General features: G+C 70.4%; 13 protein-coding genes. 7 read left to right on the top strand and 6 right to left on the bottom strand.

The window, feature by feature from the left end; genetic code table 11:
• Positions 1 to 60: 60 nt before the first annotated feature.
• The gene (locus tag ACH4XV_RS27745) at positions 61 to 1,038 is read right to left on the bottom strand and encodes a DMT family transporter (RefSeq protein ID WP_395794328.1); all 978 of its coding nucleotides are present in this window, start codon (positions 1,036 to 1,038) and stop codon (positions 61 to 63) included.
• A gap of 141 nt (positions 1,039 to 1,179) precedes the next feature.
• Here ACH4XV_RS27745 and ACH4XV_RS27740 point away from each other — a divergent pair, with 141 nt between their 5' ends.
• Together ACH4XV_RS27740 and ACH4XV_RS27735 are read left to right on the top strand one after the other, a co-directional pair.
• Positions 1,180 to 2,571 carry a PLP-dependent aminotransferase family protein gene (locus ACH4XV_RS27740; RefSeq protein ID WP_395794326.1) on the top strand — a complete coding sequence of 464 codons (1,392 nt, stop codon included), beginning with the start codon at positions 1,180 to 1,182 and terminating at the stop codon, positions 2,569 to 2,571.
• A 9-nt stretch (positions 2,572 to 2,580) separates the two neighbouring features.
• The gene (locus ACH4XV_RS27735) at positions 2,581 to 3,396 is read left to right on the top strand and encodes a DUF1707 domain-containing protein (protein ID WP_395794324.1); all 816 of its coding nucleotides are present in this window, start codon (positions 2,581 to 2,583) and stop codon (positions 3,394 to 3,396) included.
• A gap of 75 nt (positions 3,397 to 3,471) precedes the next feature.
• On the opposite strand, the gene ACH4XV_RS27730 is transcribed toward ACH4XV_RS27735, so the two are convergent.
• Complete coding sequence (locus ACH4XV_RS27730; RefSeq protein ID WP_395794322.1) at positions 3,472 to 5,466, bottom strand: ricin-type beta-trefoil lectin domain protein; 1,995 nt, start codon at positions 5,464 to 5,466, stop codon at positions 3,472 to 3,474.
• Between the two features lie 267 nt (positions 5,467 to 5,733).
• On the opposite strand from ACH4XV_RS27730, the gene ACH4XV_RS27725 reads away from it, so the two are divergent.
• The gene (locus ACH4XV_RS27725; protein WP_379999649.1) at positions 5,734 to 6,642 is read left to right on the top strand and encodes a LysR substrate-binding domain-containing protein; all 909 of its coding nucleotides are present in this window, start codon (positions 5,734 to 5,736) and stop codon (positions 6,640 to 6,642) included.
• A 41-nt stretch (positions 6,643 to 6,683) separates the two neighbouring features.
• Here the strand turns inward: ACH4XV_RS27725 and ACH4XV_RS27720 are convergent, their stop codons facing one another.
• The 4 genes from ACH4XV_RS27720 to ACH4XV_RS27705 all read right to left on the bottom strand — a co-directional run bounded on the left by ACH4XV_RS27720 (position 6,684) and on the right by ACH4XV_RS27705 (position 10,686).
• Positions 6,684 to 7,628 carry a hypothetical protein gene (locus tag ACH4XV_RS27720; RefSeq protein WP_395794320.1) on the bottom strand — a complete coding sequence of 315 codons (945 nt, stop codon included), beginning with the start codon at positions 7,626 to 7,628 and terminating at the stop codon, positions 6,684 to 6,686.
• 9 nt (positions 7,629 to 7,637) lie between these two features.
• Positions 7,638 to 8,141, bottom strand: coding sequence for a SigE family RNA polymerase sigma factor (locus ACH4XV_RS27715; RefSeq protein WP_395794318.1), 504 nt, complete (start codon positions 8,139 to 8,141; stop codon positions 7,638 to 7,640).
• 134 nt (positions 8,142 to 8,275) lie between these two features.
• The gene (locus ACH4XV_RS27710) at positions 8,276 to 8,962 is read right to left on the bottom strand and encodes a DUF402 domain-containing protein (protein WP_395794316.1); all 687 of its coding nucleotides are present in this window, start codon (positions 8,960 to 8,962) and stop codon (positions 8,276 to 8,278) included.
• 1,223 nt (positions 8,963 to 10,185) lie between these two features.
• A complete protein-coding gene (locus tag ACH4XV_RS27705; protein WP_395794314.1) occupies positions 10,186 to 10,686 on the bottom strand; it encodes an ATP-binding protein in 501 nt (166 codons plus the stop codon).
• A 135-nt stretch (positions 10,687 to 10,821) separates the two neighbouring features.
• On the opposite strand from ACH4XV_RS27705, the gene ACH4XV_RS27700 reads away from it, so the two are divergent.
• The 4 genes from ACH4XV_RS27700 (at position 10,822) to ACH4XV_RS27685 (ending at position 13,448) form a co-directional block, all read left to right on the top strand.
• Entirely contained in the window at positions 10,822 to 11,748 is a 927-nt protein-coding gene (locus ACH4XV_RS27700; protein WP_395794312.1) for a helix-turn-helix domain-containing protein, read from the top strand.
• Positions 11,745 to 11,936, top strand: a complete 192-nt coding sequence (locus tag ACH4XV_RS27695) for a DUF397 domain-containing protein (RefSeq protein WP_395794310.1) — start codon at positions 11,745 to 11,747, stop codon at positions 11,934 to 11,936. The genes ACH4XV_RS27700 and ACH4XV_RS27695 overlap by 4 nt, the downstream gene beginning before the upstream one ends.
• 148 nt (positions 11,937 to 12,084) lie before the next feature.
• Positions 12,085 to 12,345: a DUF397 domain-containing protein gene (locus ACH4XV_RS27690; protein ID WP_395794308.1), complete on the top strand. Its 261-nt coding sequence runs from the start codon at positions 12,085 to 12,087 to the stop codon at positions 12,343 to 12,345.
• 212 nt (positions 12,346 to 12,557) lie between these two features.
• Positions 12,558 to 13,448, top strand: coding sequence for a radical SAM protein (locus tag ACH4XV_RS27685; protein ID WP_395794306.1), 891 nt, complete (start codon positions 12,558 to 12,560; stop codon positions 13,446 to 13,448).
• Positions 13,449 to 13,473: the final 25 nt, after the last annotated feature.

The raw sequence follows: 13,473 nt of genomic DNA, 5'->3' as shown, positions 1-13,473 counted from the left end.
CGTGATCCTCACTGGGGCGGTGACGGGGCCGTCGTCCAGAGTAGAACGCCTCCGGAGCGGTCACGGCTCCGAGGTCGCCCCGGGCGGTGGACCGGCGATCACGACGGGCGCCGAGGAACCGCCCACGCCCGGCTCGGCGACCCGATCGGGAGCCGGCTCACCCTCCTCCGCACGCAGTCCGAGGACCACGCCCACACCGACCAGGAGGGCGCCGGCGAATTGGCCGATCGTGGGTGTACCGGTGCCGAGCACCAGGCCGGACAGCGCGGCCGTCACCGGCACCAGGCCCATGAACAGCCCGGCCCGCTCCGGCTCGACCCGGGCCAGCGCCGAGTACCAGAGCAGGAACGCCCCGGCGGTGAGCGGCAACGCCAGGTAGAGCAGCGCGACCAGCTCGGTGCCCGACGGCGTCCGGATCAGGTCCGCGCCATCGGTGAACACCCCCACCACCGACATCTGCGGAATCGCCATCGCCGTCGCGTACGCCGCGATCCGCCAGGCGCCCAGCCGCGGCAGCAGCGGCACCGCGATCAGCGTGAAGCCCATCTCGCACAGCGCCACCCCACACGCGAACACCAACCCGACCGCCGTCCCGCCGCCCAGCCCCTGCACCACCGCCGCCCCCGCCACCACGAGCACCGCGGCGGCGAACACCGACCGACTCGGCCGGCGCCCGCCGAGCAGCGGCGCGACCAGCACGAGCAGCAGCGGCGTCGCGCCCAGGATGCTGCCCACCGTGGCCGGGTCGGCCCGGTCGAGCGCGGCGAACAGGCACAGGTTGAACACCGTCTGCCCGGACAGCGAGAGCAGCCCGAGCCGGACCAGCTCGCGCCGGGTCGGCCGCAGCAGCGGGATCCGACGCACCCGCAACACCCCGAACAACACGAGCGCGGCCAGCGTGTAGCGGAGCATCTGGCCGCCGGTCACCGGATAGTCGCGCAGCACCGCGGAGACGCCGGCGGCGGCGCCGATCAGCCCCTGCGCGGAGGCCGCGCACAGCAGACCGATCGAGCGGGGGGACATCGAGGAGAACGTCATGTGCCGTAACGTTAGGAAGCCGGTGGAGCCCTCGGCAGAGCCACTTCCACCCCGAAAAACCGGACCACTTCGGGACGGTGCGCCCCACCGTCCTCCCATCCGGGCGGGCGCACGACCCCGGCCGTTCCAGGGCAGGCACCCATGCGCGAACTCCTCGTCCACCTCGACCGATCCGCGGGCCGCCTCGGCGCCCAGGTCCAGTCGGGCCTGCGCGAGGCGATCCGCTCGGGCCGGCTGCCCGCCGGATTCCGGATGCCGTCCACCCGTGCGCTCGCGGAGAGCCTGGACGTCTCCCGGGGCATGGTCGTCGACGCCTACGAGCAGCTGGTCGCCGAGGGCTACCTGGTCTCGCGGCACGGGTCCGGCACCCAGGTCACCGCCGCCTGCACCGCGCCCCAGCCGGCCGCCGCGCCCGATCCCGGCACGGCGGTCCCGATCACCCACGACCTCAAGCCCGGGGTGCCCGACCTGTCCGCGTTCCCGCGCACCGCGTGGCTGGCCGCGACCCGGCACGTGCTGAACACCGCCCCGCACCGGGCGCTCGGCTACCCCGGCCCGTCCGGCGCGGGCGAGTTGCGCGCCGCGCTGGCCGACTACCTGGGCCGGGTCCGCGCCGCCCAGGCCCGGCCCGAGCACATCGTGGTGGTCAACGGCGTCGCCCAGGGCCTGTCCCTGGTCTCCCAGGCGCTGCGCCGACTCGGCCGGGACGTACTCGCGGTGGAAGACCCCTCCAGCGACCGGCAGCGCGGCATCTTCACCACCCACGGCCTGGCCGTCGCCTACGCCCCCACCGACGCCGAGGGACTCGACGTCGCGGCGCTGGCCCGCACCGGCGCCCGGGCGGTGCTGGTCACCCCGGCGCACCAGTACCCCACCGGCGTGGTCCTGTCCCCCCGCCGCCGCGCGGCCCTGGTCGCCTGGGCCCGCGCGCACGACGGATTGATCGTCGAGGACGACTACGACGCCGAGTTCCGCTACGACCGCGACCCGGTCGGCTGCCTCCAGGGCCTGGCGCCGGACCGGGTGGTGCACCTGGGCTCGACCAGCAAGGCACTCGCGCCCGGGATGCGACTGGGCTGGGCCGTACTGCCCGCACCGCTGATCGAGCAGATCCACGATCTGAAGACCAACGCCGACCTCGGCTCGGCCACCCTCCCCCAGCTGACCCTGGTCCGGATGCTGGCCACCGGCGCGTACGAGCGGCACCTGCGGGCGATGCGCGCGCACTACCGCGCCCGCCGCGACGCGGTGGTCGAGGCGCTGGCCGAACACCTGCCGGCCGCCCGGGTGCACGGCGTCGCCGCGGGCATCCACCTCTACGTCGAACTGCCGCCCGGCTCCGACGAGTCGGCCACGGTGCGCCGGGCCGCGGCGCTCGGCGTGCGGGTCGAGCCGATGGCCGACCTGCGCGCGTTCGCGACCGGCCCGCCGGCGGTGATCATCGGTTACGCCGGGTTGTCCCCGGACCGGCTGCGCGAGGCCGTCCGGCTGCTCGCGCGGTCCGTACTCCCGGCGAATGCACCCCCGGGCTAGATTTGACCCGTGGACACCAGCCCAGAGCGTCGATCCCAACCGCCCATACCCGAGTTGCGGGCGTCCGACGCGGACCGCGACCGCTACGTCAACGTATTGCGCGACGCGCTCGCGGAGGGCCGCCTGACCGCCGACGAACACGCCGAACGGGTGGACGCGGCGCTGGCCGCGAGGACGGTGAGCCAGCTCGAACCGCTGATCGCCGACCTGCCGGCCCCGGCCCCGATCGGCTACGAGTCGGCCGCGGCCACGTCGGTGCCGCCGACCCCGGCGCGGTCGAACATGTTCGCGTTCTGGAGCGGTTCCACCCGCAAGGGCCGCTGGCGCGCGGGCGGGAAGCTGAACGCCGTCGCGATCATGGGCGGGGTGGACATCGACCTCACCGACGCGGTGTTCGACGAACCCGAGCTGGTGATCCGGGTGTTCACCATCTGGGGCGGGATCGACATCAAGATCCCGGAGGGCGTCACCGTGCGCGACCACGGGTTCGGCTTCATGGGCAGCTTCGACGTGCACGAGCAGTACACCGACGACCCGCGCGCACCCGTCGTGGTGGTCAAGGGCCTCGCCGTGATGGGCGGCGTCTCGGTGCGGGTCAAGCGGCGCAAGGAACAACGCGAGCGCAAGCGCGAGATGGGCATGGAGCGCATCCGCGAAATGAAGGCGGACCGCTTCCGCGAGATGGAGGCGGACCGCGTCCGCGACCTGCCCCAGGAGACCGACCACCGCCCCGAACTCGACCGGGGCCGCGAACGCGACATGTTCCGCAAGGACGAGCCCGTCCGCCGCGAGGACCCCCTCCGCAAGGACCCCGACCGCGACTGAGCCGCGCCCCGGAACCGACCGCGGCCGCGGCCCCCGTCCCGGCATCCGGACGGGGGCCGCGTGGTGCGTGCGCGCTCAGTACGCGTCGTACAGAATCACCGAGTAGGGCAGAGCCACCGAGGCCCCCGCCGTCCACGTCTGCGCCGGCGACGCGCCCACCGGCTGCTGGGTGACCGCGCCGTTGCCCGCCGGTGCGGTCACCGCCAGGCCAAAGACCCGGCTGATCAGGCGGCCGGCCGCGTCCGTGTCGAAGCGCAGGTTGTTCAGGTACGCCCCGTGCGCGTCGTCACACCGCCAGATGCCCAGGCCCGCGCCCGCCGCCGTGGCGCCGCGGTTGTCCAGGCAGTACGCCGGGTCCTTCAGGCTGTGCACCTGGCCGGTGGCCGGGTTGCGCCACCACTTCTGGTTGGTGTTGCCGGTGCAGTCCCAGGCGAGTACGGCCCGCCCGGACGACATCGTGCCGCCGTCCACGTCCAGGCACTTGGCGCCGGAGACGAGTTCGGCGAACCGTACCGGCGCGGCGGGCTCCTTCACCCATCGCTGCCCCGCCGAGCCGTCACACCCGGCGAGCACCAGCTTCGCGCCGAGCGTCGCGTCGGCCGCCGGCGCCGCCACGCACAGGGTCTGTGTGTCGGCCGGCCGCAGGGTGCCCGCGACCTCGACGAAGCGCTGGTTGGTACCGCCGTTGCAGTTCCACAACACCAGCGCGGTGCCCGAGGCGCGCCCACCGCCGAGCGGATCCACACACCGGTCCTCGCTGAGTTCGGTGTGCAGCGACTGGTTCGTGGCGTCGTACCGGAAGCCCTGGTTGCGCCCGCCGTGGCAGGGCCACAGGTCCACCGGGGTCTGGTTGCGCGAGGAGAAGCCGTACGCGTCGGCGCACAACCCGGTTCCCTCGTTGCGCAGTTGCCGGAAGTCGGCACTGAGCACACCCTGATACAGCTTGGCCTGTCCGGTGCTTGCCGAGTCCGCGCAGCCGGCCTGGTTCCAGCCCGAGGTGTACAGCTGGGTCAGGCAGGACGCGAACGCCAGGTGGCCGCGCGCGTTGGGGTGGAAGCTCTGCCGGGTCGTGTTCGGGTCGAACACGTTCGGGTTGGCGAACCACAGGCCGCGCGCCCACGTGTTGTCGGTACAGACTTCGTGGCCGTGGAACAGCCGCGAGTTGTCCAGGTAGGTGACACCGGTGTTCGCCGCGGCCTGGCGCTCGGCCCGCTCGAAGATCGGCACCGCCTCGTTGCGCCCCCACGCCGCGTCGCGCAGATAGCCCACGCAGCCGCCGGCGTACCAGCCGGGGAAGTCGGGGTTGTCCTCCACGTCCGGCGCGATCGGCGACGGGTAGCCCATCAACACGAGTTTGTAGTCGCCGCTCGCGTAGCCCGCGTCGGCCATGACGGTCTTCAGATCGCGCACGGTCTGCTCGACCTTGGGCCGCATCGCGTCCGCGCGCGCCTGCCAGCCGGGCTGGTACGTGCCGTAGCACTCGCCCTGGAAGAACACCCGCCTGGTCACACAGTCGGTCATGGTCGGGCCGAACTGGATGTCGTCGTTGGCCCCGGCAACCAGCAGGATCAGCTGTACGCGGGTATTGCGCGCCTTGATCGCCAGGCTGTCCGACTGCACCAACTCGTCGGCGTACTGCTTGCTGCCGCCGATCCTGATGTTGACCGTGGACGCCCCGGAGCAGGCCACGTTGTAGGTCAGGTCGGTCGGGATCCCGGTCTTGTGGATCGCCGCCTCGGGCGACCGGTGGCACCAGTTGTCCGGGCCGTCGGTGCCGGGTTCGTACACGCCGACGCCCTCGCCGGCGATCTCGCTGTCGCCGAGCGAGATCAGCGACGTCTTGCGCTCGGTGATCGGCTTGATCCCGGTACTCCCGTAGAGCGCCTGGGCCTCGGTCTGCCGGATCGCCTCCAGTTGGGGGGACAGTGCGGTGGCCGCGGCCGGGGCCGCACCGGCCGACCCGGTCGTGGTCAGGCCGCCGGTGAGACCCATCAGGGTCGCCATCAGCGCCACCGGCAACACCTTGCCGCGCACCCGTCCCAGCGTCCGCACCCGCTCGAATCTGGACATGCACCCTCGCCTTCGTGGCATGGAAGGAACACGCACGAGCCGCCCAAAGGGGACTTGGGCACAGTGGAGCGAGAGCAAGCTACCGGTGGGTACACCGGAAGAGAAGTGACTTGCGGCACAAAGGGTCGGCCGGCACCCGACCGAACCGCCGGGCCGCGTGCGCGGGGCGGGGCCGGTCCGGACGGTTGCCCTATCGTGGAGGAGCCGGGGGATCGGCCGCCCACACGCACCCGACAGGTGGTTCCCATCAGTACTCGCACGCCGACGTTGTCGCAGCTCAGGGCCTTCGCCGCGGTGGCCGACTACCTGCACTTCCGGGACGCGGCGGCGGCGGTGGGCACCAGTCAGCCCGCGCTGTCCGGGGCGATCGCCGCCCTGGAGGACGCCCTGGGCACCCAGCTGGTGGAGCGCACCACGCGGCGGGTCCTGCTCACCCCGGCCGGCGAGCGGGTCGCGCGGCACACCCGCCGCGTGCTCGACGCGCTCGCCGACCTGGTGGACGAGGCCGAATCGGCCCGGCGCCCGTTCACCGGGCCGCTGCACCTGGGGGTGATCCCGACGGTGGCGCCGTATGTGCTGCCGGCGCTGCTGCGACTGGCCCGGGAGGAGTACCCGGACCTCCAGCTCTACGTTCACGAGGAGCAGACCGGCTCGCTGATGGACGGCCTCACCGGCGGCCGGCTGGACCTGCTCCTGCTCGCGCTGCCCTCCCCCGGGCTCGGCGGGGTCGAGGAGATCCCGCTGTACGAGGAGGACTTCACCCTGATCGTGCCCGAGGGCCACGAGCTGGCGGGCCGCCGGAACCTTCCCCGCGACGCGCTGCGCGGCCTCGACGTACTGCTCCTGGACGAGGGCCACTGCCTGCGCGACCAGGCGCTGGACGTGTGCCGCGAGGTCGGCGCGTCCGAGGCGGGCGCGACCCGTGCGGCGAGCCTGCCCACCCTGGTCCAGCTGGTCGCCGGCGGCCTGGGCGTGACCCTGCTCCCGCAGACCGCGATCGACGTGGAGACCCGCCCCGGCTCACAACTGGCGGTGTCCCGCTTCGCCGCGCCCGCCCCGTACCGACGCATCGGCCTGGTGATGCGCTCCAGCACGGGGCGAGGCGCGGAGTTCGCCGACTTGGCGGTCGCGCTGCGGCGCGCGGTGGGCGATCTGCCGGTGCGGGTGGTGCGGTGAGGGCCGGCGCCGGGTCGTGACGGCGCCGTTCGGATCGGCCCTCAGCGGCCGATCCGGTTGTCCCGCCAGAAGTCGACCAGTTCCAGGAACGTCGGGTCGGTGACCACCTTGGCCAGTTGTTCGTTGCCGACCGCCGGCGCCGTGTTGGTCTTCACGTCGGCGAACAGCGCGAGCATGACGTCGGCCCCGCGGTAGCTGAACGCGGCCATCGGCACGGGCGGGCTCATCACCGTGCCCGCGCGCGCCGCGGGCCGGCTCGTGATCGAGATCGCCGTGCCGTCGGGCAGCTTGGCGTCGGTGCAGGAGACCTCCGTGGTCTTGCTCTGACGCAACACGGCCGTCTCGGCGCACGTCCCGTTCACCGACGAGGGCGGCGCCGCCCCGCCTGCGTCGGCCCCGCCGGCCGGGGTGGGCGCGATGCTCGCGGGGCCGCCGCCGGACACATCGACGCGGAACGTGATGTCGTACGTCTTGTCGCCCGACACCAGTCGATAGCTCTGCGCGCCGTTGTCCGGAATCCGCATCTCCCCCACGTCGGGCGGCAGCAGTCTGGTCAGCACGTCGGCGGCCTTCTGCTTGAACGCGTACCGGAGTTCGGTCTGCTCCCTGGTCAGTGGCGACTTCGGCCCGGACCCGCCCGTCTCCTCGACGTGCACCGTCGGATAGGCCTTGGTCGGCACGGCGAGCGGCTGGCCCGTCGGCCAGTTCGCCGGGGCCAACGGCAGTTCCCCGCCGCTTCGCGAGGCGCCCGCCCCGGTGGTGTCCTTCCCGGCCGGCGGCCCGAGTAGCAGGGTCGGCGCGGCGACGGCCGCCACCGCGCCGACCACCACCGCGCTCAGCACCGCCCGCGAACGCACCCGGCGGCGGCGCCCGTCCCGGATCGCGTCGGCCACCAGGTCCGGCAGCGGGGGCAGTTCGACCGTGGCCCGGTCCATCACCATGCGCAGATCCCGACCCGCGTGCTCTTCGTACCCGTCGTCGTGCATGACACCGCCTCAGCTTTCCGTCGCGTACAGGTGGAGGTCTCCGAGTTCGGCCCGGAGCTTGGCCATCGAACGGGCGCACTGGCTCTTCACGTTGCCGGTGCTACAGCACAGAAGGGTGGCGACGTTCTCCACGCTCAGGTCCTCCCAGTAGCGCAGGATGACCATCACGCGCGGCTTGGGCGGCAGCGTCGCCAGCGCGGCGAGCAGGGTCAGCCGCAGGTCCGGGTGCCGCGCGGACGGCGGTCCCGCGGACCGGAGTTCATGCGCCGCGTACTCGCGTCGGCGACCGCGCTGCTCGCTCAGGAACGTGCGGCTGAGCACGGTCTTCGCGTACGCGTCCAGGTTCTCCGCCCGGCTCGCCCGCTTCCAGTGCTGGAACAGCTTGGCCAGCGTGGTCTGGGCCAAGTCCTGCGCCCGATCCGCGTCGCCGCACAGCAGGTACGCGGTGCGGTAGAGCTGATGTTGGCGCGCCCGCGCGTACTCCTCGAAATCTCGCCGTCCGGCTGTCGGCATCTCGGCCCCCTTCGGTTCACCCCGTTCAGAGCGGCCGAGGGGCGAAAGGGTTGCACCGGAGGACGAACCGATCCGCACACGCGTCGGGCCCGACCGAAGTCGGGCCCGGAAACGGAGACTTGCCGAGGCGGCGGTCAGGCGATGCGGGCGTTGTCCGCCCAGTCGTCGGGGAGTTGCGGCAGCGGCCAGGCCGGGTCGGGACGCCAGTTCTCCCATCCCTGGTCGAACGGCGCGCCCCACGCCTCGATCGCCGCGACGGCGGCCCGGCCCTCGGCCTCGATCGCCTCGACCTGGCGATCGGTGAGCCGGCCCGCCTCGCGGGAGGCGGCGAGTTCGTCCTCGTCCTTGTACTCCCAGCGGCGATCCGGGGTGACCCACACGTCCAACACGTGGTCCTCGGTGTCCACGCCGCCCGCCCAACGGGTGCGCGGGCGTTCGAGGTTGACGTACCAGCCGGAGAACCGCCAGCCGGGCTGCCAGAACAGCCAGACCGACCACGGCTCGCCCGGCCGGGCCAGCATCAACACACCCGTCCCGTGCCACTCGACGACCGAGGGGATCCGGCCGAGCCTGAATCTGCGTTCGATCGGCGCGGTCCGGATGTCCGATCCGTCCGGCAACATCGGCTTGACCCGTGAGGTGCCGCCGGCGAGCCAGACCGCGAGTTGGTCAGGGTCGTCGCGAACCACGGTCACCGGCCGACAGTCCAGGACCTGGCCGCCGCGCAGATAACGCCAGAGCACCTGGTCGCCGGAAGACCAGGTGCCGGCCGCGGAACGGGGATCCTCGAAGTGCTCGTGCATGCGCAGGATGTTAGACATGAGCTTGGTGTACCCAGCGCCCGTGACACCTGACCGTGAGTCATATTACGGGTGGGTCATCATGCGAAGAACATCCGGGTACGGGCGCCACCCCATGGCCGCCGCCACCGCCCCGCTCCCGAAGCCGCCAAATCAGCCCTCCACCACCCGCAATTCGTCATCGGACTCCCGGCAGGCCGCCGTCTATGCCGGGTGGGTCAATGCCCGCTACCCCGAGACGGTCCCGACCTTCATACGCGCCGCCCACGGCCTGGCGGACACCCTCAACCGGCACTTCGACACCGTCCTGATGGGGCTCGGCACCTACGGCCCCGGCCTGCGAGCAGGCTTCCCCAGCCCCTACGCCCACCTGCGCCAGTACGTCGTGTCCAGCACCCTCACCTCGACCCCCGACCCGGCGGTCACTGTGGTCGAGGACGACCCGCTCGCCGGGGTCCGCGACCTCAAGCAGCAGGACTGCCTGGACATCTGGCTCTGCGGCGGCGGCCTCCTCGCCGGCACCCTGCTGCCGGAAATCGACCCGTGGTCGCCGGATCCGGAATCCCGGCATTCAACGGAAAGTTCACCCCGACTCCCTTCACATCAACCACCCGCACCACCTTCCCCAACGACGTCACAATCACCACCTTCACCCGCCGCTGACGGCCAACACCGCGCATCAATCACCCGCCCGCGTCCGAACCCGCCGGTACAACCGAGGCGGCGGCAGCCGCAGCACCACCAACGCCGGCAGCCGACATGTGAACTCGCCCCCATCCGCCTCACGCAGATACACCCGGCGTCCACTCACCTCCACGAGCCCTCCTTCCCGCCCGCTCCGCCCATCCCGACACCAGGCACCCCGGTACCGCTCGACAAACCCGGCGGCCCGGTTGGCCTCCTCCCCGGTGACCCACCCGGCCGCCCGTCGACCCGGTCCCACCTCCCGAGCCACCACCACAAGCCGCCTTGGCCCCCGATCGAGTGGCACGGACGAACCAAGCCGCACGAAGGCGCCCGAGGACCCGAACACCCGCCAAGCCCTCTGCCTCTCAGGTGACTTGGCCTCACTCCCATCCGCCTTCGGAATCGGCAACCGCATAACCTCATCCGGCACCCGCTCAAGTGCCCGGCCATCGGCCCACCTGCCGCGAACCTCACCGCGATCTTCTGTCATCGTGGATTCGCTTCCTTCCCTCAGGGCGCACACGGCGTTGAACGGCTGTCGAAGTGACCAGCGCCGCCTACGGCCGCCCCGTGTCTGATGGATGCAAAGCGCAATCACCCTCGTAGCGACGCGCGATCGTGAGCGCGAACCAGACGTCTTTGCCGGTTGCGTGGAGCGCGAATCCGTTGGTCGAAGAGTGCGCTTCCACGAGCAACAGCCCGCGTCCGCCTTCGGCGTCGAGGGAGGGATCGGCGCAACGCAGAGGCGGCGCCGAACACTTGTCCCCGACTGCAACGAATAGTTGATCCACGATCCGCAGCCACCAGACCCGCACCCGAGTCACCCCGCCGGCGTGTCGGACCGCGTTTCCGTGCAGTTCGACGAGACACAACCGAAGCTTGAAAGCGGTGTCGTTGTCGCCTCCGACGAAGCCCACGACGGCATCCACGATCTCCCGCACCAACTCGCCATCGATTTGCCTGGTCAGGCAAGCGATCAACGTCGCATCGGATCCGAGTTCGATATCCGAGTCGAGCAGGGCATCCGAAAGTCCGGGAACCGCCGCCGATGAGGCCATACGTCGCTCCAAACGGGAGGAGGTACAGCCGACCGGGAATTTGGGCGATATGCCCTGTGGTGCGTAGGTGGCTGCCGTTCGTGACGATAGATGGCGCGCACTAGTGCGCGCCACTGGATCTCGCGAGTTCACTCGATGGCCGGAGAGATCGTGAAAGGCTGCGCTGGCAGCCATGTCGTGAGGGACAATGCCGGCGCAAACCAGGACCTGGGGGTAACCATGGCTGTCCAGCCGAGTCATGCACGACGTCGGCTCGGCATCGAGTTGCGACGGCTGCGTACCGAGGCCACCTTGACGGTGGATCAGGTCGTGCAGCGCCTCGAATGGAGCCGGACCAAACTGATCCGTATCGAGTCGGCGAAGGTTTCGCTCACGCGCCACGACCTGCTGAAGATCTGCCACTTGTACGGTGCCGACGAAGGGGAAGTCCGGCGTGTCGAGGGATGGTTGGAGGAGACGAACAGCTTCAGGTGGTGGCAGGCCTACAACCACGTGATGACGCCCACGCTCGAAGAGTTCGTCGCGCTGGAGTCCCAGGCGGCCAGGATTCACACGGTGGCTGGGGGTGTTCTCCCGGGCCTCCTGCAATCGCGCGAGTATGCCCGTTCGGTGTTCGACGCCGGACCCTACGTACCCGACCCGGATGTCGCCGATGCTCTCGTCGAACTTCGTGTCCGGCGTCAGAAAATCCTCGACGACGAACGTGTCGAGGTGGTGGCCACGGTCGGGGCGGGGCTGTTGCACGCGCAACTCGGCGGCCCCGACGTCCTGCGCGAACAGCTGCGACACCTGATCGCTGTCATGGATCGGCCGAACGTCGAGATTGGGGTAATTCCGTTCAGTGCTCGGCGCGCGGTTGTGACCAGCGGAATCGTCCTGTTCGATTTCCCCGAAGGTATCGACCCGAGCGTTGTGTACACCGAGTATGAAGCCGGAATGGAAGCGAAGGACTCGGACCTCGACGTCCGCCGGTTCCGGCGCCTCTTGGACCACCTGCGAAACAGCGCGTTGTCACCCGAGGACACGAGAAAATACATCGCTACGAGGTTGGAAGATCTGTGAACGCTCAACAGTCAACGGCGACATGGCGTACGTCCACCCACTCGGGAGGTTCCGCCAGCAGCGACTGCGTAGAGGTCGCGCCACTGGCTTTCGCAGCCGCCGGGGTCCGGGACACCAAGAGTCGTGAACGCGGTCACATCACGATCACCGCCACGGCTTGGACCGCCTTCCTATCGGCCACCAGGTAACCCGAATCGCTCCTGCCGACCGGTGGGGGAAGTGTTCGCCGTCCGAACCGCTCGGCCTTCTGGCGGCCTCCTGTGGGCGCCATGCTGGTGCAGGGATGGTGTGTATTCCGTCCGAGCCCGGTGAGGGAATCGAGAAACTGAGATGTCCATGGCAAACGCCGGTGTCATCGCAGTCGGCTGGCGGAAGTCCGCCCACAGCGGCGGCGCAGAGAAGTCCTGCGTCGAGAGCGTGCTCATCGACCGGCACGTGGGCGTGCGGAACTCCAGGATTCCGGTCGGGCCGGCCCACCTGTTCTCGCCCGGCGCCTGGGCTTCGCTCGTGGACGCCGTCAAGAAGCCCGCTCCGCACGAAGGGCCCACCCGCCGGGGGCCCTTCGTCATTCCTGCTCAAGGTCGCGGATCGGCTTGATGCAACTCGCGGACCACAGAAGCCCGCTTGTGACATGGTGTCCATAAATGCAGACTTTCCGTAAGCATGTGTCGATCGCGGAGAGTCGGTCAACGCATCCGAATACGCGACGGCGCCTGTAGGCGCGCGGCAACCGAAGCGGTGCCCGCTCGCAACGGGCTGACGGCGAAGTAGTCGGTACCAGGCCTATCTCATTGGAGGGCATGTCACCCATGACAGTCACCGTGGAGAGTCCGGCCGTGGGTACGGCAACGCCGCTTACTGCCATCGCGCTGGAGATCACAGGGTCATGCCAGCTCGCGTGCACGCACTGCTTCGCGGAGTCGGGTCCGCAGGGTACTCACGGCGCGATGACGGTCTGCGACTGGCAGCGCGTGATCGCGGATGCGGCGGCCTTGGGGGCACGAGAGGTACAACTGATCGGCGGCGAGCCGACCGCCCACCCGGCCTGGATCGAATTGGTCGACCATGCATTGAGCCTTGAGCTGGAAGTCGAGGTCTACAGCAACTTGTTCCACGTCAAAAGCAGTTGGTGGGGCACTCTTACCCGCAACGGCGTGAAACTGGCGACCAATTACTACAGCGACTGCGCTGCGGAGCACGACCGCATCACCACCCGTCCGGGCAGTTACGAACGCACTCGAGCGAACCTCGTCGAGGCCGTACGACGCGGTATCCCACTACGTGTCGGCATCGTACGGGTGCTCGATGGTCAGCGTGTGGTCGCGGCGCGCCGGGAACTCGAGACGCTCGGAGTCACGAGAATCCGCGTGGACCGGACTCGACGCATCGGGCGCGCCACGCTGCCTACAGGCAGCAAGGATCCAACGGAGCTGTGCGGACGTTGCGGACATGGACAAGCGGCCGTGCTGCCCTCCGGCGAGGTGACGCCCTGCGTCATGTCGCGATGGTTGACGACGGGGAATGTCCACACCGGTGACTTGCGCACGATCTTGGGTGGCGCGGCGTGGGCCGAGGCAATGTGCGTTATTCCGGCTCGTGCGGGCGACGACCCGTGTGACCCTGATTGCAAGCCCGCGTCGGACGGCGGTGACTGCTCGCCCGCGGAACGGAATGCGTGCGACCCGAAGTACGACGAGTGAGGCTGCTCATGGACTGGAAGCCCTA

Source organism: Embleya sp. NPDC020630 (genome assembly GCF_044334985.1).
Taxonomy (GTDB): domain Bacteria; phylum Actinomycetota; class Actinomycetes; order Streptomycetales; family Streptomycetaceae; genus Embleya.
Note: the sequence above shows the minus strand (reverse complement) of the source record. Positions and strands in the feature narration are given on the sequence as shown.

Excerpts from the sequence above, each read along its gene's own strand:
- ACH4XV_RS27745 (WP_395794328.1), bottom strand. The coding sequence starts at position 1,038 with ATGACGTTCTCCTCGATGTCCCCCCGCTCGATCGGTCTGCTGTGCGCG.
- ACH4XV_RS27740 (WP_395794326.1), top strand. The coding sequence starts at position 1,180 with ATGCGCGAACTCCTCGTCCACCTCGACCGATCCGCGGGCCGCCTCGGC.
- ACH4XV_RS27730 (WP_395794322.1), bottom strand. The coding sequence starts at position 5,466 with ATGTCCAGATTCGAGCGGGTGCGGACGCTGGGACGGGTGCGCGGCAAG.
- ACH4XV_RS27720 (WP_395794320.1), bottom strand. The coding sequence starts at position 7,628 with ATGCACGACGACGGGTACGAAGAGCACGCGGGTCGGGATCTGCGCATG.
- ACH4XV_RS27715 (WP_395794318.1), bottom strand. The coding sequence starts at position 8,141 with ATGCCGACAGCCGGACGGCGAGATTTCGAGGAGTACGCGCGGGCGCGC.
- ACH4XV_RS27710 (WP_395794316.1), bottom strand. The coding sequence starts at position 8,962 with ATGTCTAACATCCTGCGCATGCACGAGCACTTCGAGGATCCCCGTTCC.
- ACH4XV_RS27705 (WP_395794314.1), bottom strand. The coding sequence starts at position 10,686 with ATGGCCTCATCGGCGGCGGTTCCCGGACTTTCGGATGCCCTGCTCGAC.
- ACH4XV_RS27700 (WP_395794312.1), top strand. The coding sequence starts at position 10,822 with ATGGCCGGAGAGATCGTGAAAGGCTGCGCTGGCAGCCATGTCGTGAGG.
- ACH4XV_RS27690 (WP_395794308.1), top strand. The coding sequence starts at position 12,085 with ATGGCAAACGCCGGTGTCATCGCAGTCGGCTGGCGGAAGTCCGCCCAC.
- ACH4XV_RS27685 (WP_395794306.1), top strand. The coding sequence starts at position 12,558 with ATGACAGTCACCGTGGAGAGTCCGGCCGTGGGTACGGCAACGCCGCTT.